Raw genomic sequence first — 22565 nt, 5'->3', positions numbered from 1 at the left:
TCGACGCTCGAGCGCCAATCGACCGCGAGCGACACTCGGGTTCGTGTGCGAGTCCCACGTCGAGCGAACGTCGGGAAGTCTATCACGGGCGCGCGAAAAGTGGTCGCGTATGAACCACCTCGTACCCGCCAGCGACGCCGAGAACCGCTGGCACCTGCCGAACCACGCTCACCTCGTCGTCTACGAGCGGGGCTCCGGCGAACGCGGCTTGCTCACGATTTACGACTGCGGAGCGGCACAGAAACCGCCCTCGGCCCAGTTGCTCGGAACGCTCGAGGCCGTCGACGTGCGCGCCGAAACCGAGGCGACGCCGACGGGTCGAGTCGTCAGTCTGCGAGAGCCTGGCGTGCTCGAGGCCCTCGACGGTGACCGGTTTCGCATTCGGCGGTCATAAGCGAACGATCTAGGGCGACCTCGAGTCGGCAGCGAGGCCAGCCAGAAATCATAAATCCCGAATAACGAACCCGAATCACGAACCGCACGTTTCTTATCACCCCTTCACCACCACCCGAACGAATGGAACAGTCAGTCCTGCTCACGGGGGCTGGAGGCCGCGTCGGGACCGCGATCCTCGACGACCTCGCCGACGACTACGATTGGCGGCTGCTCGACCGCGAGCCGCTGACCGGGGAGTACGCCGAAACCCACGACTGCGTCGTCGCCGACATCGTCGACGAGACGGCCGTCCGCGAGGCCATGGAGGGCGTCGACGTCGTCATCCACCTCGCGGGCGACCCGCGTCCGGAGGCACCGTGGGACAGCGTGTTGCGAAACAACATCGACGGCACCCAGACGGTCCTCGAGGCCGCCGTCGACGCCGGCGTCGAGAAGGTCGTCTTCGCCTCCTCGAACCACGCCGTCGGCGCCTTCGAGACCGACGAGCGGACCCCGGACCTCTACCGCGTCCACGACGAGTTCCGCCTCGACGGGACGGAACTCCCCCGCCCTGGTAACCTCTACGGCGTCTCGAAGGCCGCCGGAGAGACCCTCGGCCGGTACTACCACGACGAATACGGCCTCTCGGTGTGTTGCGTCCGGATCGGGAACCTCACGAAGGACCACCCGCCCGTCGACTACGAGCGCGGGCAGGCGATGTGGCTCTCTTACCGGGACTGCGCCCACCTCTTCGACCGGGCGATCGAGGCCGACTACGGCTACGAGATCGTCTACGGCATCTCCGACAACGACCGCAAGTACTACTCGCTCGAGCGCGCTCGCGAGGTGCTGGGGTACGAACCGCGGGACAACTCGGCGGCTCACGAGTAAGGCGGCGATTGCGAGACGTCAGCTTCTGCAGCGCTCACATCCGCATTCTGCAGCACTTACATCCGCAAGAACTGGGCGTGTCGCGTCCCCTCGAGCTCGAGGACGTGCTCGGCTTCGACGAATCCGGCACCGATCGCCACCGACACGGATTCCTCGCCGACCAGGTTGGCGACGCTCGCCCGCGAGAGGCTGTCGACGACGGCTTCCTCGCCGACGGCGTCGGCCCCCTCGCCGTAGAAGTCCTCGGTGACGGTCAGCGAGGCACGACCGTCCGGGGCCTCGAAGGACTCCCCGAGGACGTTCCGATCACAGACCGAGACGAGCAGGCCTTTGGGCGTCTGGCGCTCGACGAGTAACATCGGGCCATCGTCGGTGTGCTCGCTGGCCTCGGTGTCGGCATCTGCGTTCACCTCGTTGTCTCCGCCTGTCACGGCCTCGGCGTTCTCACTCGAGTCGACGCTCCCCTCGAGCGCGTCCTCGCCCGATTCGAAGTCATCGTCCGCGTCGGCGTTCGTCGACGTCACGGTCACTCACGCATCTGCTCGCGCTCCTCGACCAGTTGCTGTTCGGCCTGCTCGCGCAGTTCGTTCGCCTCCTCGGCGAGGGCCTCGGCCTGCTCGTCCTCGCCCAGTTCCTCGAGAATCCGGGCTTTTTCCTCGAGGACCGGCGCGTTACGGAGCCCCAGCCTGATCGCGTTGTCGATCGAGTGGAGCGCATCCTCGGTGAGGCCCCGGTCGGCCAGGAAGAACGCCCGGTTGTACCAGCCCTCGGCGAAGCGGTCGTCGACCTCGACGGCGCGTTCGGCGTGGTCGAGGGCTTCGGCCGTCTCGCCGAACTCCCACAGGGCGTAGGCGAGATTGGTGTGGGCGGTCGCGGTGTGCTCGGGCGAGGAGCGATCGTACTCGCCGGCGTCTTCCTCCGCTTCGCGGGCGATGCGGAGGGCTTCGCGGTGGGCGCCGATGGCCTCGTCGTACTCCTCGAGTTCGGCGTGGGCGACCCCCTTGTTGACCCAGGCCTCCTGTTCCGTGGCGGGGTCGTCGGTGAACCGGGCGGCGCGCTCGAAGGCCTCGGTGGCCTGCTCGTAGCGGTTGATCTGCGTGTAGCTGAGGCCGACGTCGATCAGTTCCTGGGCGTCGACGTCCTCGCTCCCGATCTGGCGCTCGTCGAGCATGTCGGCGAGTGCCCGCGAATCGATGGGGTCGACCCGCGAGGGATCGACGTCGAGTTCGGGCGGATCGAGGTCGAACTCCTCGTAGGACTCGTCGAAGCCGGCTCCCTCCGAGAAGCGGTGCCTGCGGTCTGAATCCTCCTGGCGGTCGGTCATGTCCTCGAGTTGGGTAGCTGGCGGGTTAAGGCCTGCGTTCGGATTGCTGTCGAATCGAGGACTGCGGCCTCGAGCGGAGGCGAGAAAGCGAGAGGGCGAGGGGCCAAGAGACGAGGAGACGAAGACGCGAGGAATTCTCATGTATTAAGTACGGGCCCGCAATATTCGCGGGTATGCAAACGCTCCTGCTGGACAGCGAGGACGTCGACCAGAACGCGATGATGGCGGACGTCATCGGCGCGGTCGAGGACGCCTTCGCCGCCTACGAGCGCGGGGACGCACAGATGCCGGCGAAGTCCTACATCGACCTCCCCCAGTACAACGGGGACTTCCGGTCGATGCCCGCCTACCTCGACGCTGGGGACTGGGACGCCGCTGGGCTGAAGTGGGTCAACGTCCACCCCGACAATCCCGTCGACCACGACCTGCCGACCGTGATGGGGACGATGATCTACTCCGATCCCGAGACTGCGTTCCCGCTCGCGGTGATGGACGGCACCGAACTCACGATGAAGCGCACCGGCGCGGCGGCCGCCGTCGCCACGGACTACCTGGCCGTCGAGGACGCCACGAGCCTCGGCATCGTCGGCGCCGGCGTCCAGTCGTACACCCAGCTCGACGCCATCGCCCAGATTCGACCCATCGAGGAGGTCGTCGTGAGCGACCTAGACGACGAGCGCGTCCGGCGATTTATCGACGCCTACGGCGACGAGTTCGACGTTCGCGAGGGATCGATCAGCGAGGCTGGCCACTGCGACGTGCTCTCGACGGTGACGCCCGTCGAGACGCCCATCGTCGGTCCCGACGACGTCGGCGAGCATACCCACATCAACGCGATGGGGGCCGACGCCGAGGGCAAGCACGAATTGGCCGACGACCTCCTCCGGGGTGCCCGCATCGTCATCGACGACCACAAGCAGTGCACCCACTCCGGCGAGATCAACGTCCCCTACAACGAGGGCGTCCTCACCGACGACGACATCTACGGCGAGATCGGCCAGCTCGTCGTCGGCGAGAAGACGGGGCGGGACGCCGACACCGGCGTCACCGTCTTCGACTCGACCGGTCTCGCGATCCAGGATGTCGCGGCCGCTCACGTCGTCTACGAACAGGCCGCGAGCAACGAGAACGGCTCGCCGTTTGACCTCGTCGGCGTCCAGAAGTAGGCTCGAGTCTGGTGATTTACCACTTCTGGAGTACAGTCACTCGAGCAGTTCCGCGAACCCGAAGTTCGGTTTGACGTCCTCGACGCGAACCCGGACCGTCTCTCCCTCCTCGGTCCCGGCGACGAACAGCCGGTACCCCTCCACCGACGCGATACCGTCGCCCTCCGATCCCGTGTCGATAATCTCGACCTCGAGTTCCTCACCCACCTCGACCGGGGCGGTCAGGCGCCCCTTGGCGAGGAGGTAAATCTCGGAGGAGGACTGCCGGGAGGCGTCCGGGCTGGTCGCTCTGACGTACTGGAACTCGTCCTCGATATCCGCCCGGAGGGCGTCCACGTCCGGCCCCTCGAACACCTTCACCGCGAAGTTGCCCCCCGTGTCCAGCAACTCGAGGGCCGTCTCGAAGGCCATTCGGGCGAGGTGAAGCGAGCGCGCCTGGTCTAGCGAGTACTCCCCGGACATGTTCGGCGCCATGTCCGAGACGACGCAGTCAACGGGGCCGTCCGCGGCATCGAGGACCCGCTTCAGGGTCTTCTCCTGGGTCATGTCCCCTCGGAGCGTCTCCGTGCGATCGGCGAGTTCGGGATCCTCGAGATCCTTGATTCGCTGGAGGTCGACGCCGATGACTCGCCCGCGGGGACCGACCTTCTCGGCGGCGACCTGGAGCCAGCCACCGGGGGCCGCCCCGAGGTCGACCACGGTGTCGCCGCCCTCGATGAGCGACTCGAGGTCGTCGAGTTGCTTGAGTTTGTAGGCCGCTCTCGAGCGATAGCCCTGCTGTTTCGCGCGGTTGTAGTAGTCGTCTTTCCCTCGTCCCATCAGTCCCCACCTCGAGTCTCTACTCCTCGGTTCGCCGCACGTCCGAACGCCGGACGGTGGGCGCGACAGTCGGTCATGTTCTGGCAGACGCGCTCGAGGCGGTAAGGCTTGACGCAATCGATCCTGTAGCAGGTGTTCACTATTATTGCCGATCGGTAGCAACTGGTCGGTCGGAATTGCTGGTTCCAGCCGGCTGCCTGCAACCACTGGGTAACTCGTTTCGATGACTACGATACCTCGAGCGGTGGAGGACGAAGAGTCAACCCGTTGTACGTTTACTTGCGACAATCGAGCCAGGACAGGGATTTGAACTACGCAAAGACGGTCCTGCTCGCTCGCTTCGCTCGCTGTGCGGGCTGCGACTTCCCTCGTTATATCCCTTCGTTCGCGTTTCTCGCGTCACGATCGCTCGCGTCGCTACGCGCCGCTCGCGGGGTTGTGACGCGAGAAACGCCAGGACAGGGATTTGAACCCTGAATCCCGAAAGGGAACACGCTTTCCAGGCGTGCGCCTTACCGTTCGGCCATCCTGGCTCACTCGAGCATAGCCGGGTGGGTCGTTTAACTGTTACGTAAGGAGTCGACGGGCGTCACTTCCGTTCCCCGTCCACGTCTCGCTCACCGGTCCGCCCCGCTGCCCACCGCGCCACCCGGGGCTCGAGTCGGTACGCCGCCGCCGCAGTTCCGAGGCCAACCACCAGCGCGACCAGTCCCGCTCGAGTCAGCGACACCAGTGGCTCGATGGCGAGTGCGTACCCCTGGACGAGCACGAGGAACGTCATCGTGCCGACGGCACCCCAGAGGACGGCGGATTTCAGGCGAGCGTCCACGTTTACGGTTTCGACCACGCCTCGACTACTCGAGGCTGGCGATCGCTTCAATTTCGATTCCGACGCCCTTCGGCAGGTTCGCGACCTCGAAGGCGCTCCGGGCCGGCGGCTCGTCGTCGAAGTAGCTCGCGTAGACCTCGTTCATCGCCTCGAACTCGTCGATGTCGTCCAGGAGGACGGTCATCTTGAGCACGTCGCTCATGGCCGCGCCCGCTTCCTCGAGGACGGCCTCGACGTTGTCGAGGGCCTGCTCGGTCTGGACGTCGATCGGCTCGTCGTCGAGCAATTCGCCGTCGGGCGTGAGCGGGATCTGGCCCGCAGTGAAAACGATCGAGTCGTCGGTCGTTCCCTGGCTGTAGGCGCCGACGGCCGCCGGTGCGTCGTCCGTGCTGATGATGCGCTTCATGTACGAGGCAACTCGACAGGGTGACTTAAAAACCGGCGAAACGGCCGGGCGGAGTTCGCGAACGAGGCCGACAGTATAAGCCGCCCGCGACCCGATGGCTCACCGATGGGACCATGGAGGTGGCGTCGCGGAGGTGCTCGCTCACGATTCCAATCCCGAGCACGCTGGCTCCTCGTCGTCGCGTTCACGGCCGTCGCGCTCGTCGGCTGCTGGCGTGCCATTCGAACCCGTTTCGTCGCCGACCGGCCGTTCTCGCCGCTGTTCGGTGGCCGCTACGTCGGCCCCGACTGGGCGGCCCGGAACGGACTCGAGGTCGACCCGGTCGCGGGCGAACTCGAGGACTTCGACGTCTACGAACGCCAGGAAATCGACCTCGAGTCCGGTCCGGTCGATGCGTTCGACCCCGGCGACGTCCACCCCGCAGTCCGCCGCTTTTACGAACGGACGAGCGACTACGACCTCACCTACGAAACGCGCTGGCACCGCGGCTTTCGACTCGGGGCATGGCTCGCCTCGTTCGCGACCGCTCGCCTCGAGCAGCTCAACCTCCCCGGACGGAGCGACGGACGGACGCGCCGCCTCGAGAGTCGGCTGGCGCGGGTTCCGACGTCGGCAGACCCGCGCGGCGCTCGCGTCTGGACGCGAACCGATCCCGATTCCGGCGAGGCGGTGTTCGTCGCGGTCTACACGACCCACGAGCGAGCAGGCGTCACGTACGCGAACGTCGCCGTTCCCCTGCCGGCGAGCAACCTCTCGACGGTGCTCCGGCCGGAGCAGTTCGCGCTCGAGTCCGACGAGGACGGGGTGACTTTCACCACCCGGGGCCCGGGCGACGGCGGTCTCTATCTCGTGACGCCCCTGGGGCCGGTTCGCCTGCCGATGGAGCAGCGGTTTCGCGTCTGGCGGGTCGCGAGCGACGGCCAGGACCTGCACGCCAGCCACGAGATGTGGCTCGTCGGTCGACAGTTTTTGACGATCGAGTACACAATCGAGGCGAGAGACGGCGATTCGAGGTAATTTCGAGGCGCTATTCGTCGACTTCGAGTTCGAACTGTTCGTTCTCGGAGACTGCGTTGAGGACGACGCTCGTGTTCGACTCCTTGATGTCGGGGTCGGTGAGGAGGGCCTTGATCTGGTCGTTCATCCCGTCGGTGTCGGTGAACTTTCCGACCGCGATGACGTCGTAGTCGCCGGTGACCTCGTAGACGGAGATCATCTGCTTGTGCTCTTTGAGCGTCTCGGTGATGTCCGGGAGGGCGTTCCCCTCGACTTTCAGTTGGATGACGGCCGTAACGTCGTAATCGAGGGCATCGTAGTCGATCTTCGGGGTGTAGCCGTGGATCACGCCCTCGCCCTCGAGCGCAGAGAGGTGGTTCGAGATGGTGGTCACGGAGACGTCGAGGTCCTCGGCGAGGCTGCGGAGGCTCGCCCGGCCGTCGCCCAGAAGTGCATTCACTAACTTTGCGTCGAGATTTTCGTACGTCATCACGTCTACCAACTCACTCCCACCATTAGAACTTTACGAATATCCACTTTCGATCGAGAGACGGGAGATTTGCTCACAACAGCAGGATTTTAGTAGTGGACATCGTTGAGGAGAACGACGAGAAGATGACAAGCGGAAACATCACCCCGACCGAACAGGCGGTGCTGGACGAAATCGAGGAGAAAGGCGTCGATTTCCTCCGGCTCCAGTTCACCGATATCCTCGGCGTCGTCAAGAACGTCGCCGTTCCGTCCCGCCAGGCCGAGAAGGCGTTTACCGAGGGAATCTACTTCGACGGCTCCTCGATCGAAGGCTTCGTGCGAATCCAGGAGTCGGACATGCGTCTGGTGCCCGATCCGGACACGTTCGCCATCCTCCCGTGGAGACAGAGCGGCGAGAGCGCCTCGGCCCGGATGATCTGTGACGTCTACAACACCTCCACCGGCGAGCCCTTCGAGGGCGACCCGCGCTACATTCTGAAGCGGGCGATCGATCGCGCTCAGGACCTCGGCTACTCGATCAACGCCGCGCCCGAACCCGAGTTCTTCCTGTTCGAGGAGGACGAAGAGGGCGGCGCGACGACCGAGACGAACGACGCCGGCGGGTACTTCGATCTCGCGCCGAAGGACCTCGCGAGTGACGTCCGCCGGGACATCATCTACGGCCTCGAGAGCATGGGCTTCGAGGTCGAGGCGAGCCACCACGAGGTCGCCGAGGGCCAACACGAGATCAACTTCGAGTACGACGACGCGCTCACCACGGCCGACAACGTCGGCACCTTCCGGACGGTCGTGCGCGCCATCGCGGCCCAGCACGGCTACCACGCGACGTTCATGCCGAAGCCGATCCCGCGGATCAACGGCTCCGGGATGCACACCCACATCTCGCTGTTCACCGAGGACGGCGAGAACGCGTTCCACGACGGCGACGACGAGTTCAACCTCTCGAGTACGGCGAAGTCGTTCCTCGCGGGCGTCCTCGAGCACGCCCCGGCGATCACCGCGATCGCGAACCCGATCGTCAACAGCTACAAACGCCTGGTGCCCGGCTACGAGGCGCCGGTCTACGTGGCGTGGTCCGACCGCAACCGCTCGGCGCTCATCCGCAAGCCGGCCGCTCGCGTGCCAGCGGCCTCTCGCATCGAACTGCGCTCGCCCGACCCCTCGTGTAATCCCTACCTCGCGCTGGCGGTCATGATCCACGCGGGTCTCGACGGCATCGAGAAGGACCTCGAGGCGCCAGACCCTGTCCGGGAGAACATCTACGAGTTCGACGGGAAGAAACGTGAAGAGTACGGCATCGAGACCCTACCGACGAACCTCGGTGAGGCAGTCGACGCCCTCGAAGCGGACGAGGTCATCTACGACGCCCTCGGCGAGCACGTCGGGCCGAAGTTCGTCGAGGCGAAGCGCCAGGAGTTCGAGGAGTACCTGGTCGACGTCTCCGAGTGGGAACTCGATCGGTACCTCGAGACGTTCTAGCGCTTCACTGGATCACCGACCGCGCCGCTCGCTGTTTGCGTTCTTCTTCGTGCTGTCGGATGGTGCCGACGAGAGGAGCGCACGGTCGTCCATCGATTCCTCCTCGAGCGGTCGACCCCGCTCAGGACCGCCATTCCGAGATTCGGTTACGGAGCCGTCCCGGAAGACCGAGCGCGGAGATGCCGGCGCCGAACAGCACCATCAGCACGTAGACGCCGAGCGTCGACGTCCAGACGACGAGCATCGCCAGCACGGCCCACGGGCCCTCGAGGAAGTAGAACGCGCCCAGGGTCATCGCGGTGCCGTACAGCAAGACGAGGTACGGTCCCCAGCCGTGGGCGTGCCCCCGGCGAACGCGGCGACGGACGTACCGCTTGAGGTCGGCCTCGAGGGACTGGCGTCTGACGGTTCGGTCCTCGACGGAGCTCTCGAAGGACTCGAGCCGATCCTCGAGCTGGCGGAGTTCCTCGCGAAGGGCGGCGGGATCGTCCGCTCGGTCGCGGGTTCTGGATCCCTCGCGCTGTTGTGAGCGTGATCGTGACTGCGGCTCGCTTGCCCCCCGTGCTGGCCCGTCTTGCTCGTCGGTTCCAGTGGCGTCCTCGGACATCGCTTCTGTGGATACCTGTCGTGGCCCGTGACTTTGTAGCTGCCGATCCACGTCAATTCCGGCGAGGACGGCGTTGACCACGACGCCAAAGACGACGATGGCGGCACCAATGTAGAGCCAGATGAGCACGAGCAAGACGGCGCCGAGGACGCCGTAGACGCTGAACCCGCCCACAAATGCGGTGTAGAGTGAGAACACCTGCCCGAGCGCGAACCAGCCGACCGTGGCGATGATCGCCCCCGGTGCAGCTTCCCGGAGGCCCACCGGGACGTCCGGGAAGACGACGTACATCGGGAAGAACGCGGCGAGGAGGCTGATCAGGACGAACACCGGGCCGAGGAGGCCGACGGAGAACCCGGGAACGAACTCGACGGCGAACTCGAGGACGGTGACCGCGCTGAAGCCGAGCGTGGCGGCCACCAGGACGATCATCGAGTCCCAGAGGGTGTCCAGCAGCGAGGACGACCGCACGGTACCGTAGACGGCCGAGAACATCTGGTCGAGGCCGTGAAGGACGCGGCTGGCGCCCCAGATGAGGCCGACGGCGCCGATGGCCGTCGCCCCCTGTCGGCCGGTTTCGTCGAGGAGCGTCTCCGCGAGGATCTGCCGGGCCGTGGGCGTCAGTACGTCTTCGGAGACTGCGGCCACCCGAGCCGCCAGCGGCTCGCCGCCGATCGACGCCGCCACGCCGAGTGATAGCAGCGACAGCGGCACGAGGGAGAGGAAGGCGTAGAACGCGACGGCTGCCGACAGCAGTGTCAGTTGTTCGGCCCGGGCGAGCGAGAGGATGCGATAGGTGAGCTGAATCGTGCGGCGACGGTCGATCACGGGTAGGTCTTCCTCGGGGAGGGTAATAGCCCTGCGGACGAGTGCGTCCCGTAACCCGCCGCTCCGTTGAGTGGTCGATTCACAGTGGCATCCGCCAGATCTATTGTTCGAACTCTAAAAGAAAGCGACATGATCCAGCGTCGATGTCCCGATTGTGCCGTGACGATGGAGGAGACGACGGTCCGGACCGGAAGCGGCTACGGGCTCCGAATCGACGGCGCCAAGCACGACGGCGTGCTCGGGAAACTCGGCCTCGAGACGACGACGAAACTCGAGGCGGTGTGCTGTCCGGAGTGTGGTCTCGTTCGGCTGTACGCGGATGGGGATGCAGACGGAGACGCGAACGCAAATGGGGACGCAGACGAGAATCTCGAGCCCTGACTCACTCCAGACTCGCCCTCGTCGCCTCGAGAATCTCGCCCACGTGGGCATCTGTCTTGAACGTCGTCCCGCCGTAGTGGGTCTTCGACGTCGCGTACCCCGCCGTCTCGAGGTCGGCCAGGAAGTCGGCCATCGCGTTGGCGGGTAGCCCCCAGTTCTTGCAGAGCTTGTGCTGGTCGTAGTAGGTCGGTTCGTCGAGTTCGGACTCGAGCGTCTCGAGGAGCGCCCGTCCCGTCCCGGCGGTCCCGAACTCGTCCGGGATTCGTTCGCGAACGTCGACGACGAACTCGCGATCCCGCATCGGACCTAGCCAGAGCGGGCCGGCCGCCAGCAGCCGGGCGCCGTCACAGTTGGGGCACGTCCGAAGTGGGAGATCCGCGGCGGGCGCCAGCCCGAACGCGTATTCGCGATACAGGCAGTCCTCGCAGTGAACCAGGAAGCCCAGTTCCTCGAGGCTGGCGTCCGCGGCGGTCGGCTTCCGGTCGAGTTCGAGGAACGTGCGGACGTAGTGACTGGTCGCGTGCGTCAGAAGCGGGGTGACGCCGACGTCGAACCGGGCGGCGCTCCGGGCGAGTCCCGAGAGCAGGGTCCGGACGCCCATCTCGGTGTGGTACTCGGTGTTCCGGGGCACGGCGCCGTAGGAGCGGATCCCACTCCTGAAGTGGGCGCCACACAGCGGCGCGGTGTCGGTCGCGGTGACGCAGACGAGGTGGCGACACCGGGCGAACGCCGCGTCGGCGAACGGCATCGGCGTCCCGTAGGGGTCGAGGTCGATCACGTCGAAGACGGCGTCGTGCATCAGGGCGTTGACGTTCCGGTGGACGACCTCGGCGTCGACCCCGAGTTCGAAGCCGGCGCGCTCGAGGTTCTCGCTCGCGAGGTCCACGGCTTCCGGCTCGCGGTCACAGCAGGTGACGTCCCAGCCGTCGACGGCCGCCCGGAGGCCGCGGACGCCGCTGGCGGTCATCGCGTCCAGGTAGCGACGGGCCCTGGACTGGCGTTCGCGGAACGCTCGCAGCGTCGCTATCGTCAGGTCCCGATTCAACTCCTGGCGGGGGTTGTAGAACACCGACTCCTCGACGCCTTCGGTCTGTTCGCCGGGAACCTCGAACTCGACGCCACCCTCCGTCACGCGCATACCCGTTCTCGACGGCGGGGGGCGAAAAGCGGTGTGATTTCCACGTTCCCGCCCGGACACCCAAACCGATATGACGGTCCGACAGAGAGTACCGGACGTGCCCGAGTCGAACGCCGATCCCGTCGAGCGCTGGCAGGCCGACCTCGAGGAGGCCGGCGAACTCTCCCCCTCGATCGTCGAGCGCATCTCTCGCCTGCACGGCGACCGCGGGGTGCGCGCCATCGAGGCCGTCGCGGAGGGGCGGGTCAAGGTCTACCGGGATTTCACCGTCGTCGTGGGTTACGAGGACGAGTACGTCGTCGAGGACGGCGGCTGTACCTGCAAGGACAGTGAGTTCAACCTCGATCCCGAGGATCCCACGGCGCTGTGCTGGCACGTCCTGGCCGTCTCGATCGGCCGTCGCGTCGGTCACGTCGACTACCACGACATGTGGTACTCCGACGTGCGCGAGTTTCTCTAGCCCTCCATATCCTCGTCGGGCCCCGTCACCGCAATCGTGTGCTCGATCAGCGACTCGTAGCCACGTCGCAACCGATTCGAGAGCGCCTGTGGCGTGATGTCCATCTCGCTCGCGACGTCCTCGAGCGTGACCTCTGGCGAGGAGAAGTACCCGCGTTTCCACGCCGTCAGCAGCGCCTCGTGTTGCTTTTCCGTTACGCCGAACTTGGCCCTCGACTGGGGGTTGGCCCGGTCGTACAGTCGCGTGAGTTCGAACGGAATCTCTCGATCCTCACAGTAGGTGCTGAACTGTGAGAGGGCGTCGCCGTCGGGAAACCGCATCCGAAGCTCCCAGCGGTCGTGCTGGGCCGAGTCCTCGAGAATCGTCGCGTCTGTCGACGTGTACGCGTAGACAATTGCGTCGACGTCCCGGACCAGGTCGGCACGGTACAGGGTCGCTTCCCGGAACCGATCGATTCGCGTGAGTCCCCGGACCGACGGGTCGTCCGCGGCGGCGGCCTCGAAGGCACCAAGATCGACGCCGCTGACCCGGAAGTACGGCGTGATGAGTTCCTCGGTGGCGGCGACGCGCTCGATTTCGACGACGGCGTCAGGCTCGGCCTCGAGCGTCTCGTGGAGGGCGAACGCCTCTGTTGGAACGGAAAACTCCGCGAATAGCGCCATCGTCGTCGGTCATGGGACGAGCGGCGTCAAAAAACCTGGCCTCTCACGGGCACTGGTGTTGCCGTCGGTCGAGTGAGCCCCCGGACGGCGAGCGCGTCTCAGGCGTCCAGTACCTGCCGAAGCACGTCGGGCGCGTCCTCGAGCGCCTCGTCGAGCGCATCGACGTTCGGCCCGCCACCCTGGGCGAAGTCGGCCGGACCGCCGCCGCCGCCGCCGACTCGCGAGGCGAGTTCGCCGACGACCTCGCCGGCGTTGACGTCGGCGCCGTCGGGGACGGCGACGACGAACTGCGCGCCGCTCTCGCCTGAGCCGATGACGGCGATCTTGCCCTCCGCGGCGAGAGCGTTGGCCGTCGCCCGGAGTTCGTCCATGTCGGCGTCGATCCGCTGGACGACGGCGGTCGTCTCGCCGACTGCGACCTCCTCACCGCCGCCACCGCCGCTGGCGCGGGCGGTCGCGAGCTGCTCTTTTAGATCCTCGATCTCCTTGCCACGCGCTTTCCACTCCTCGAAGAAGCGTTCGGCGGTCTCCGGGACGTTCTCGGGGGAGACGTCGAGGGCCTCGGCGGCCCCGTAGAGGGCGTCCTCGGTGCGCTGGGTGGACTCGATGGCCGCGTCGCCAGCGGCGAAGACGAGTCGCTCGACGCCGTCCTGGACGCGCTCGGTGGTCAGGATCTTGATCGCGCCGACGTCGCCGGTACGGGCGACGTGGGTGCCGCCGCAGGCCTGGACGTCCTCGGCGACGTGGATGAGTCGGATGTTCGTTCCCGGTGGGATTCCGCCCTGGTAGAGGTCGAAGCCGTGTTCGGCCTCGGCCTCGTGTCGGTGGGGCCACTCCTGGTCGACGGAGACGTTGTCCATCACCATGCCGTTGGCGACGCGCTCGATTTGCTTGACGGCCTCCCGGGAGATCCGGTTGTAGTGACGGATGTCTACGCGCGAGGACTCGACGCCCTTCTGAGCACCCGCCTGGCGGACGTGCTCGCCGAGCACCTGCCGGGCGGCGTGCATGACGATGTGGGTCGCCGTGTGGTGGCGCATCAACTGGCGACGACGAGGGGCGTCGAGTTGCCCCTTGACGAACTCGCCCTTCCCCGGATCCTCGTCGGTTCGATGGGTGACGACGCCGTCTTCGATCTGGACATCGAGCACGTCGACGGTCTTCTCTTCGCTCGAGAGCGTGCCCCGATCGGCTGGCTGGCCACCACCCTCGGGGTAGAACATCGTCTGGTCGAGCACGACGTCGTAGCCCTCCTCGCGGTCGAACACGTCGAGGACGACTGCCTCGAACTGGGTTCGCTGCTGGTCGTCGTAGTACAGTTTCTCCGTCTCGGGGAGGTCGGCGAACCGCTCGTCGCCCTCCTCGGTGGCTTCCTCGACCGTCGTCGTGTCGTGGCGGTCGGCGACGAGGCTGTAAAAGTCGTCGGGGACGTCCACGTCGGCGCCGGCTTCGGCGGCGATCTCCTCGACCATGTCGGGCTGGATGCCGTGGCTGTCGTAGAGCTCGATCAGTTCCTCGAGGGGGATCGACTCGCCTTTCTTCGCGTACTCCGCTGCGAGGGCTTCGACCCGTCGGCCGCCGCGCTCGAGCGTCTCGCGGTACTTCTCGACCTCGGTGCGGACGATGTCGCGGACGGTGTCGCGGTTCTCGTAGCCTAGGCGCTCGGCCTGCATGTCGACGAGTTCGTCGAGGGGGGCGTCGACGCCGACCGTGTCGCACAGCCGCTTCGTTCGGCGGAGCACCATCCGCGCGAGGTAACCTGTGCCGACGTTCGAGGGGACGATGCCGTCGCCGAACATGTACGCGAGGGTCCGGCAGTGGTCGGCGATGGCGTAGATCCGCTCGAGCGGCTCCACGAGGTCGCGGAGGTCGCCGACGTCGACGCCGAGTTCGTCAGCGATTTCCCCGCGGGCGGCCTCGACGTCGTCGACGTCGTCGATGTCGAGTTGGCCCGAGAGCCGTGCTGCCCGGGCGACGATGTCGGCTTCGTCGTCGGTGTACTCCAGCCCCGCGTTGTCTTTGAGGAAGTCGATCATCTCGGGGTAGATCGCCTCGTAGACCGTCGCCGTCCCCTGGCTCATCCAGGTCCAGCGCTCGAGGCCGTAGCCCGTGTCGACGATGTACGTGTCCATGAACGAGTAGGTGTTCCCGTCCTTGAGTTCGTACTCGCCGTCGGGGTCTTGCTCCATGCACATGAAGACCAGCGTGGCCAGCTCGAGGCCCTTGTAGATGACCTCGATGGCGGGCCCGGCGTTGCCGCCGCCGACCCACGGGTCCTCGATGTAGGTGACGTCGGTGATGTCCGCGCCCAGGGAGTCGAGCAGTTCGTCACAGAGTTCGACGGTGCGGTCCTTCCAGTAGACCTCGCCCTCGTAGGCGTACTCCTCCTCGGCGTCCTCGCGGACGTTGAACGCGTGGTGGGCCATCATCTCGAAGGCCATCGTGTGCCGGCCCGTCTTGCCCACGTTGTCGATGTCCTGCATCCGGATGCAGGGCTGGCTGACGGTCAGCGGGTTCGCTGGCGGGGGCGTCTTCCCCGAGGTAACCAGCGGTTGGAAGTCGTAGATCGACGCCTGGGTCAACAGGACGTCGTCGCGCCAGCGGTTGGCCGCTACCGGGTACGGATCGATGCGCTCGTGGTCGTGGTCCTCGAAGAACGAGAGGAACGCCTCGCGCATCTCCTCGAGGGTGTACTCCTCGGCGAATCCCGGTTCGTCGATGAAGTCGTATTGCTCGCAGGGCGGTTCCCCGCAGGTCTCGCGGTCGTGATCGCGCGTCCAGAAATGTGCCCCACAGGAGGGACACTCCTTGCGCACGAACCCCTCCTCCTCGAAATACTCGAGTCGGTACTCCTCCTCCAGTTCACTCATTCGTACCTCGTATTGGCCCTGCAGGCGGTAAAACAGTTGCGCAACGGGTGTCACGGCTCATTCTCTGGGCGCCTGGAACGCCCATCTGTCCGACCCGCGTGTCACTCGAATCGACTATTGCGGGACGAATAGATCACGAAATAAATAAGTACTCTCAGTTGGACTTTCCGATATGATGTTAGCGATCGAATATGTGTCTCGACTCGGGCGACGGCCCTCTCGAGGCCGCGACGGGCCGCCCCCCCCTCCGTCCGTCGACGACGGTCGCGGCCACGGCTGTGGCTACGGTCGCAGTCTCAGCCACGGCTACGGCTGCGATAGTAAACGAGGTCGAGTGTCGGCAATGACGACGCGACGGTCCCTGCTGCGGAAAATCGGCCTGACCGGTATCGGCACGGCTACTGGTATCGCCCTCCTCCCGACACCCCCGCACTCGACCACACTTCACGGCACGGTCGAGGGCGCCGAACCGTCCGCGGCTGCCGCTGACTGGATCGGCACGGAAATCACCACCGAGGATGAGGCGCCCGTCGGCCGCCACCACTACGCGCCGACGCGCGACGGGTTCGTCCCCACGGCGCCGTTCAACGTTGTGCTGATACCCGCTGCGGACGGCGAGGCGGGCCTCGAGCGCGTCATGACCGTCCTGGACGAGGAGGGGTGGGTCCGCAACCCGGTGGAATACACGCGATTCGCCTGGGATCGAACGACCGACTCGTACGTCCGCCAGCAGACGACGGCTGCCCAGACCTACTGGGGGGCCAGCGGGCGACGCCACGTCCGGTGCTGGTCGTTCGAAGACGTCGTCTCGATGCAGGCTCACGAGGACACCGGCGCCCGTCCGAAACACGGCATCGCTTCCTACCGGCGGGGACGAGAGACCGTCGAGGCCATCTTCGACGCCGCGGGCTGGCGGGTCTCCCCGGGGGCGATCGATATGACCAACGAGTCCGGTCCGGATCACGACGGACGCGCGACGCTCATCGTGGAGGACCCGTGAGCACCGACATCCCTTCCCTCCCCGAGCGAGCGACGCCTGGCCCCGTCCTCGAGCTCCTGGACCACCCCTGGCTCGGCCTCGAGCGCCGACGAACGGTCGCCGTCGGCGGCTACCTGTGTGGGCTCATCGCGCTGTTCCTGATCAGCCACGTCGGCACACGCGTCACGATCGACGACGTCGTCCTCGACTCGCTGACGGTGGGATTCGACACCGTCAGAACGATCGCTATCGCGCTCGTCACCCCAACGATCCTGCTGATTCCGCTCTGTTACGCGGCCTGGAACGGCGGTCCGGCGCTATCGTTCACGCTGCCGCTCGTGCCGGTGACCATCGGCGACCTCCTCGCCGGCGGGTACGTCCTCGACCTGGACGTCGCGCTCGCGTTGACCGTCGGCGCGAGCGCGGCCGCCGTCGCACTCGTATCCGCCGACGTTCGGCGACTCGGCTCGGTTCGGGTGTGGCGCTCGAGCGAGGTCGACGCCGATCGACTCCTGTTCGTCACGGCGCTCGTGGTTGTGGCGGCCGTGGGCGTCGGTCGGTTCGTCGCCGCCGCGCCGGCGTACGTGCTCGAGTGGTACGCCCCGTTTGGCGGCCTCTGGTTCGTCGTCGCCGCAATCCTCGGATTCTACTGGGTGCGGTGGGCGTGGTCGCTGTCGGCGGACCGCGCTCGCTCGAGCGAGTCGGTCTGACGGCGAGCGGGGTCTCGACTGATCTCACCTGGATGGCTCCGAAGAATTCCGGCACTGAACAACCCACAGATATATGTTAGATATCGCCCATTCTACGGTAACTCGAGCGTCGTTTCCAGCGTTCCGCCTCACCAGCCATGACCGATACCGTCCTCTACGTAACTGCTCCCAATGCCGGGCCGTCGGCCGATACGACCTGGTCCGAAGGCGTTCTCGAACTCGAACGCCAACTCGAGCGGGTGGCGCCGCGGTCGTCCGTCGAGTGCGTCGACTCGATCGAAGCCCTCGACGAGCGCGTCGCCGCTGCCGACTGCGTCGTCTTCGCGGAGGACGCGACCGGTGACGCGCCGCCGATCGAAGCCGTCGCCGCTGCCTGTAGCGGAACGCCGCTCATCTATTACGGCAATCCCGACCGTGTCTCTGCTGCCGATCCCGACAACGGTCCCGACACCGATCCTACCCACGACCTCACCGCCGACTCACGCGTCGATTCCACATCGATCCACGCCCTCGAGGGCGTTGACGGGTTCGTTCGTCGGACCGACGACTCGGTGGTTCACCTGGCCGACGAGATCGACTGGCAGTGCAGACGGCAGTCGGGACAATCGACAGCGACCGCTACAGTGGACGAAAGTGGCGACCGCCCGAAGGTCGCTCGCCTTCACCGGATGACCACTCGTCTCGTCGCGTGTCGCTCTGAGGAACGCCTCCTCGACCTCGCCATCGAGTCGGCCGAAGCCATCCTCGGATTCGACGCATCGTCGATCTCGCTCGCCGAAGAGCGAGACGGCGAGACGAAGCTGGTGATTCGCGCCGGCTCGGACGAATTCGACGACATCTCGCGAGCACACGATCTCTCGGAGGGGATCCTCGGCAAGACCTACCGGGAACAACGCTCGTTCCTGCTCGAGGAGGTGGCGGATCACCCCGACGCCCGCCCGCACGAGGACGGCTACGGATCGGCAATTAGCGTCCCGATCGAAGAGTTCGGCGTCTTTCAGGCGATCTCGACCGACGAACGCGCCTACGACGAATCGGACCTCGAGTTCGCCGAGTTGCTCGTGACGTACGTCGCCCAGACGCTCAGTCGCCTCCGCGTTGCAGAGACGTTGCGCGAACGGCGGGAGCGCCTGACCAGGCTCCACGAGGGGACGACTAAAATCGTCGGTTCGACAGACGAGGCGGCGGTCTACGAGCGCGCTCTCGAGACGACGGAGACGGTGCTCGAACTCGACATCTGCGTCTTCCTCTCGGCGGACCTCGAGACCGAGGAACTCGTCCCCGAAGCCTACTCGGACACGATGGACGAGCGATTGGCCAGGCGCGTCCCCCTCGACCACGGAATCGTCGGCGAGACCTACCAACGGGGCGAGCCGTCGGTCATCGACGAAGTCATGATCGAGGACCCGGAAATCGAGGGCCTGGAACGATTCAAGTCGGCTATGACCGTGCCCCTCGGGGAGTACGGCGTCTTCCAGGCAGTCTCCGAGCAATCACACGCCTTCGACGACATCGACCTCGAGCTGGCGGAGCTCCTGTGTGCCCACGTGACCGAAGCCATCGGCAGGGCGCGGGCCGAAGCCAGCCTCGTCGAGGAACGGGATCGGCTCTCGGCGCTGTTCGACAACGTTCCCGACCCTGCCGTCCAGTACCACCTCTCGGACGGCGAACCGACCGTCCAGGCGGTCAACGACCGATTCGAGGAGGTCTTCGGCTTCGACACCGATACCGTTCTGCACGAGGACGTCGACGACTACATCATCCCGTCGGGGTACGAGGACGAAGCGCGCCGGCTCAACGAGGCGCTGTTCGCCGGCGAAACCCTGCGCGTGGTCACGCGGCGGCGAACCGCGACCGACGTTCGGGACTTCCTGGTCAACGTCGTCCCGCTCACCGCCGGCGAACGAAGCGTCGAGGGGTACGCCATCTATACCGACATCACCGACCAGAAGCGCCACGAACGCGCGCTTACGGCGAAGAACGAGCGCTTAGACGAGTTCGCCAGCATCGTCAGCCACGACCTCCGGAACCCGCTCAACGTCGCCCAGGGCTACCTCGAGTTGCTCGGCGAGACTGGCGATCAGTCCCATCTCGAGGAGATCGACAACGCACTCGATCGGATGGACGAACTCATCGAACGACTGCTCACGCTCTCGCGACGCGGCGACGTGATCGACGACACCGAACCCCTCGAGGTCCACGCGGTGGCGACGAAGGCCTGGTCGGCAGTCGACACCGACGGGGCGACGCTGCAACTCGGTGAGAACCAGTCGCTCGAGGCCGACCGGGCGCGACTTCGGGAAGCGCTCGAGAACCTGTTTCGAAATTCGGTGGAACACGGCTCGAGCGAATCCAGCGGGGAACGAAACGGCGACGCGAGCGACCTGACCATTACCGTCGGTGCCCTCGAGGACGGCTTCTTCGTCGCCGACGACGGCGTCGGAATTCCATCGGATGCGCGCCAGTCGGTGTTCGAAACGGGGTACACGACCGCCAGCGGCGGGACCGGCTTCGGACTGAACATCGTCGACCAGATCGCTCGCGCTCACGGCTGGATCGTCGAGATTACCGACAGCGACGCGGGCGGTGCGCGGTTCGAGTTCCGGGAGGGGTCGCCCGAAGATGAGGAGCACGGTTCGGACGGAGGGTCCGTTGCCGATTCTGCCGATCCCGCCGTCGACCACCGCCATCGTCGCCCACGCTCCGACCTCGAGTCACCAGCCGAGGGCAGCGACCCGTCGCCCTGACGGGCTACCGGTAGGCGATCCCGATCGCCAGCAACGACGCGAGACTCGAGCCGGCAGCCAGCAGAACCACGAGTCCGGCGTCGACCTCGATCCAGACGGCCCCCGCGAGCGGGAGGACCAACACGCCACAGAGCATCACGGCGGTTCCGAGTCGCTTTCCGGTTTCGCGGTCGACGTTCGGCGTCGTCAGCAGGTCCCGGCGGTCGTAGCGTCGGACCGCCCAGCCAAGTCCAAAACAGAGCGCGCTCGTTCCGAGGATCGCGGCGGTTCCGACGGCGCGTTCGGGGAGCTCGAGGTCGACCGCGAGCGCGAGCGCGAGCATCGAGGCTCCAACAGCACTCATCACGAGCGCGTTCGCTCGAGCGTCGGTATCGTCGGCGGGATCCGTTCTGTACGCGAGACGGATCCAGCTGCCGTGGCGCAGGGTCGCCAGGGCGAGGGCGGGACAGCCGACGCCGACGAGGCCGACGATTGCGGCGCCGGGGTCGACTACCATGTTCGATGATAGAACTGTCGTCGACTAAATCGTTCCGAGGCGTTCCCTCGTTCTCGTTCGCTCTCCCCGCGAACGTTTCCTCGAGCGCCAGCGACGCCAGCACTGGCCGCTCCGATATTCGGGATTCCGGGAACGGACCTAATCGTCGACCCCGTACCCGAACACGAGTAGCTGACCTTCGTGCTCGACGTACCTTCCCAACGGGTGTTCTGTCGAATCCTCGTCGTACGTGGGAAGTCTCTCGAGAGAGACAGCGGCGTCGTACAGTTTCTCTCGGTCCATCTCATTGGTATCGATCGTCACGACTTCGTACTCCCCGCTCGCTCGCTTTTCGGTTGGAAAGTCCCTCCCCGACTCCACTGACCGTGAGAGGATCTCGTCCAACACCGAATTGTCTGCGATTGCTTCGTGCGTCGATCGTGTAACGTCTGCTTCAGATGGGGCCTCAGTAACGAGAAGCGCGTACACTGCTCTCATCTGGTCGCTCTCGAGAGCACCCACTGTGTTAGTATCCGTCTCTCGAGGATCGTCGCTGGCGGTACTGGTATCCCGATCAAGACAACCGACGACCGGCGTTAATGCGCCGCTGCAACAGACCGCCAGTACCTGTCTACGATCCATACGCTCACTCGAAATGGCATCTTTAAGTACTTTCTCCTCACCCACGCATAAAATGGCGGGGTAGCACCTCTCGTGAATTCATCCACGAATCGAATTCGCCGTCGGTCTCCTGCATCCGACCAGCGACCGAGTCCGACAGTCGATACGGCGTCCACCCACGGATCGTCCTTAACTTCCCTCCGCTGAGCAGGTCGATTCCGACGAAGGTGTTCCAGGGAACGGTAATCACTCCTCGAGCGCCAGCGACGCCAGCATCGCCTCGAGTTGCAACCGTTCGTTCGCCCCCTCCGTGATGCGGTAGTCCACTTCGCCGAGGCGTTCGAGCAGGCGCACCGTGGCGAGTTCCTCCAGGTCGAACTCCCAGGCCGATCGATGGAGCTGATCGATCACGTCGCCGCCGGCCAGGCCGCGGTCGGTGAGCAGCGAGTCGAGGGTCGCCCTGGCCGCCGTGAAGTCGCCGGCGATGGCCTTCTCGACCATCTCCTCGACCTCCTCGGGGCGGGCGGTCGCGGTGATCGCGAAGACGCCCTCCTCGTCGACGGTGTCGCCCATGACGGCGGCGGCCTGCAGGCCGTTGATCGCCTTGCGCATGTCGCCCGCGGCGGCGTAGACGAGCGCGTCGACGCCGTCGTCGGTCACCTCGATGCCCTCCGCGTCGGCGATTTCGCGCACCTGTGTCTCGACGGCGTCATCGGAGAGTTCCGTGAAGCGGAAGACGGCGCAGCGAGACTGGATCGGGTCGATGATCTGGCTCGAGTAGTTACACGAGAGGATGAAGCGGGTGTTGTGGGAGAACTGCTCCATCGTCCGGCGAAGGGCGGACTGGGCGTCGCTCGTCAGCGCGTCGGCCTCGTCCAGGAAGATGATGCGGTAGTTGTAGCCGCCGAAACTCGAGCGCGCGAAGTTCTTGATTCGATCCCTGACGACGTCGATCCCGCGCTCGTCGGAGGCGTTCAACTCGAGGAAGTTCTCCCGCCAGTCCTCGCCGTAGAGTTCGCGGGCGACAGCCTGGGCTGCGGTGGTCTTGCCGGTGCCGGCCGGCCCCGAGAACATGAGATTGGGGAGATCGTTTTGCTCGACGTAGCTTACCAGTCGGGGCACGATGTTCTGGTGGCCTTTAATCTCGTCTAGCGTCTCTGGCCGGTACTTCTCGATCCAGACCTCGGTTCGCCCGGCGACGGACTCCGCCTGGCCTGCCGTCTGGCCGGTCGACTCGGCGTCGCCAGACGACGACTCGGACTCGTCTTCACTCATGTCCCCGACGAGGGGAGCGCCGGCAATAAAACGAC

The 22565-nt window shown here is 65.8% G+C and carries 23 protein-coding genes and 1 tRNA gene; 10 read left to right on the top strand and 14 right to left on the bottom strand.

The features are described 5' to 3' along the window. Window positions 1-109 precede the first annotated feature (109 nt). Together ACFQO4_RS06940 and azf are read left to right on the top strand one after the other, a co-directional pair. Entirely contained in the window at window positions 110-394 is a 285-nt protein-coding gene (locus ACFQO4_RS06940) for a hypothetical protein (protein WP_500260193.1), read from the top strand. Between the two features lie 122 nt (window positions 395-516). Continuing rightward, a complete protein-coding gene (azf, locus tag ACFQO4_RS06935; protein ID WP_500260192.1) occupies window positions 517-1266 on the top strand; it encodes an NAD-dependent glucose-6-phosphate dehydrogenase Azf in 750 nt (249 codons plus the stop codon). 56 nt (window positions 1267-1322) lie between these two features. On the opposite strand, the gene ACFQO4_RS06930 is transcribed toward azf, so the two are convergent. Continuing rightward, window positions 1323-1625 (bottom strand): DUF424 domain-containing protein, encoded by a 303-nt coding sequence (locus tag ACFQO4_RS06930; RefSeq protein ID WP_500260475.1) that lies wholly within the window; start codon window positions 1623-1625, stop codon window positions 1323-1325. Between the two features lie 167 nt (window positions 1626-1792). After that, window positions 1793-2590 carry a tetratricopeptide repeat protein gene (locus ACFQO4_RS06925; RefSeq protein ID WP_500260191.1) on the bottom strand — a complete coding sequence of 266 codons (798 nt, stop codon included), beginning with the start codon at window positions 2588-2590 and terminating at the stop codon, window positions 1793-1795. A gap of 173 nt (window positions 2591-2763) precedes the next feature. On the opposite strand from ACFQO4_RS06925, the gene ACFQO4_RS06920 reads away from it, so the two are divergent. After that, window positions 2764-3756, top strand: a complete 993-nt coding sequence (locus ACFQO4_RS06920) for an ornithine cyclodeaminase family protein (RefSeq protein WP_500260190.1) — start codon at window positions 2764-2766, stop codon at window positions 3754-3756. A 36-nt stretch (window positions 3757-3792) separates the two neighbouring features. Here ACFQO4_RS06920 and ACFQO4_RS06915 read toward each other — a convergent pair whose 3' ends face one another. From ACFQO4_RS06915 to ACFQO4_RS06900, 4 genes are all read right to left on the bottom strand, one after another. Next, complete coding sequence (locus tag ACFQO4_RS06915) at window positions 3793-4575, bottom strand: RlmE family RNA methyltransferase (protein ID WP_500260189.1); 783 nt, start codon at window positions 4573-4575, stop codon at window positions 3793-3795. Window positions 4576-5026: 451 nt separating this feature from the next. Then, window positions 5027-5108, bottom strand: a tRNA-Ser gene (locus tag ACFQO4_RS06910). Window positions 5109-5164: 56 nt separating this feature from the next. Continuing rightward, window positions 5165-5404 carry a DUF7981 family protein gene (locus ACFQO4_RS06905; protein ID WP_500260474.1) on the bottom strand — a complete coding sequence of 80 codons (240 nt, stop codon included), beginning with the start codon at window positions 5402-5404 and terminating at the stop codon, window positions 5165-5167. A 25-nt stretch (window positions 5405-5429) separates the two neighbouring features. Continuing rightward, window positions 5430-5810, bottom strand: a complete 381-nt coding sequence (locus tag ACFQO4_RS06900) for a Rid family detoxifying hydrolase (RefSeq protein ID WP_500260188.1) — start codon at window positions 5808-5810, stop codon at window positions 5430-5432. Between the two features lie 105 nt (window positions 5811-5915). Between ACFQO4_RS06900 and ACFQO4_RS06895 the strand changes: the two genes are divergently transcribed. After that, window positions 5916-6827 (top strand): hypothetical protein, encoded by a 912-nt coding sequence (locus ACFQO4_RS06895; RefSeq protein WP_500260187.1) that lies wholly within the window; start codon window positions 5916-5918, stop codon window positions 6825-6827. Window positions 6828-6837: 10 nt separating this feature from the next. Here the strand turns inward: ACFQO4_RS06895 and lrp are convergent, their stop codons facing one another. Then, window positions 6838-7296 carry an HTH-type transcriptional regulator Lrp gene (gene lrp, locus ACFQO4_RS06890; protein ID WP_500260186.1) on the bottom strand — a complete coding sequence of 153 codons (459 nt, stop codon included), beginning with the start codon at window positions 7294-7296 and terminating at the stop codon, window positions 6838-6840. Between the two features lie 125 nt (window positions 7297-7421). On the opposite strand from lrp, the gene glnA reads away from it, so the two are divergent. Further along, complete coding sequence (glnA, locus tag ACFQO4_RS06885) at window positions 7422-8777, top strand: type I glutamate--ammonia ligase (protein WP_500260473.1); 1356 nt, start codon at window positions 7422-7424, stop codon at window positions 8775-8777. Between the two features lie 121 nt (window positions 8778-8898). Here glnA and ACFQO4_RS06880 read toward each other — a convergent pair whose 3' ends face one another. Then, a complete protein-coding gene (locus ACFQO4_RS06880; RefSeq protein WP_500260185.1) occupies window positions 8899-10212 on the bottom strand; it encodes a YihY/virulence factor BrkB family protein in 1314 nt (437 codons plus the stop codon). A gap of 129 nt (window positions 10213-10341) precedes the next feature. On the opposite strand from ACFQO4_RS06880, the gene ACFQO4_RS06875 reads away from it, so the two are divergent. Further along, entirely contained in the window at window positions 10342-10593 is a 252-nt protein-coding gene (locus ACFQO4_RS06875; RefSeq protein WP_500260184.1) for a hypothetical protein, read from the top strand. Window position 10594: 1 nt separating this feature from the next. Here ACFQO4_RS06875 and ACFQO4_RS06870 read toward each other — a convergent pair whose 3' ends face one another. Then, window positions 10595-11731, bottom strand: coding sequence for a tRNA (guanine(26)-N(2))-dimethyltransferase (locus tag ACFQO4_RS06870; protein WP_500260183.1), 1137 nt, complete (start codon window positions 11729-11731; stop codon window positions 10595-10597). A 97-nt stretch (window positions 11732-11828) separates the two neighbouring features. Here ACFQO4_RS06870 and ACFQO4_RS06865 point away from each other — a divergent pair, with 97 nt between their 5' ends. Next, window positions 11829-12191 carry a hypothetical protein gene (locus tag ACFQO4_RS06865; RefSeq protein WP_253432166.1) on the top strand — a complete coding sequence of 121 codons (363 nt, stop codon included), beginning with the start codon at window positions 11829-11831 and terminating at the stop codon, window positions 12189-12191. On the opposite strand, the gene ACFQO4_RS06860 is transcribed toward ACFQO4_RS06865, so the two are convergent. After that, the gene (locus tag ACFQO4_RS06860; protein ID WP_500260182.1) at window positions 12188-12853 is read right to left on the bottom strand and encodes a helix-turn-helix domain-containing protein; all 666 of its coding nucleotides are present in this window, start codon (window positions 12851-12853) and stop codon (window positions 12188-12190) included. The two genes, ACFQO4_RS06865 and ACFQO4_RS06860, sit on opposite strands and share 4 nt — an antisense overlap. A 98-nt stretch (window positions 12854-12951) precedes the next feature. Then, complete coding sequence (alaS, locus tag ACFQO4_RS06855; RefSeq protein WP_500260181.1) at window positions 12952-15723, bottom strand: alanine--tRNA ligase; 2772 nt, start codon at window positions 15721-15723, stop codon at window positions 12952-12954. A 343-nt stretch (window positions 15724-16066) separates the two neighbouring features. On the opposite strand from alaS, the gene ACFQO4_RS06850 reads away from it, so the two are divergent. The 3 genes from ACFQO4_RS06850 to ACFQO4_RS06840 all read left to right on the top strand — a co-directional run bounded on the left by ACFQO4_RS06850 (window position 16067) and on the right by ACFQO4_RS06840 (window position 20159). Next, on the top strand, window positions 16067-16723 hold the full coding sequence (locus tag ACFQO4_RS06850) for a hypothetical protein (RefSeq protein ID WP_500260180.1): 657 nt from the start codon (window positions 16067-16069) through the stop codon (window positions 16721-16723). Continuing rightward, window positions 16720-17412: a hypothetical protein gene (locus tag ACFQO4_RS06845; RefSeq protein ID WP_500260179.1), complete on the top strand. Its 693-nt coding sequence runs from the start codon at window positions 16720-16722 to the stop codon at window positions 17410-17412. Before ACFQO4_RS06850 ends, ACFQO4_RS06845 begins: the two co-directional genes overlap by 4 nt. A 137-nt stretch (window positions 17413-17549) precedes the next feature. Continuing rightward, window positions 17550-20159: a GAF domain-containing protein gene (locus ACFQO4_RS06840; protein WP_500260178.1), complete on the top strand. Its 2610-nt coding sequence runs from the start codon at window positions 17550-17552 to the stop codon at window positions 20157-20159. 4 nt (window positions 20160-20163) lie between these two features. Here the strand turns inward: ACFQO4_RS06840 and ACFQO4_RS06835 are convergent, their stop codons facing one another. From ACFQO4_RS06835 to ACFQO4_RS06825, 3 genes are all read right to left on the bottom strand, one after another. Next, window positions 20164-20655 carry a hypothetical protein gene (locus ACFQO4_RS06835; protein ID WP_500260177.1) on the bottom strand — a complete coding sequence of 164 codons (492 nt, stop codon included), beginning with the start codon at window positions 20653-20655 and terminating at the stop codon, window positions 20164-20166. A 138-nt stretch (window positions 20656-20793) separates the two neighbouring features. Beyond that, window positions 20794-21321 (bottom strand): hypothetical protein, encoded by a 528-nt coding sequence (locus ACFQO4_RS06830; protein ID WP_500260176.1) that lies wholly within the window; start codon window positions 21319-21321, stop codon window positions 20794-20796. A gap of 180 nt (window positions 21322-21501) precedes the next feature. Next, window positions 21502-22530, bottom strand: coding sequence for a replication factor C small subunit (locus ACFQO4_RS06825; protein ID WP_500260175.1), 1029 nt, complete (start codon window positions 22528-22530; stop codon window positions 21502-21504). Window positions 22531-22565 lie beyond the last annotated feature (35 nt).

Source organism: Saliphagus sp. GCM10025334 (assembly GCF_042663485.1).
Classification (GTDB): domain Archaea; phylum Halobacteriota; class Halobacteria; order Halobacteriales; family Natrialbaceae; genus Natronosalvus.
Note: the sequence above shows the minus strand (reverse complement) of the source record. Positions and strands in the feature narration are given on the sequence as shown.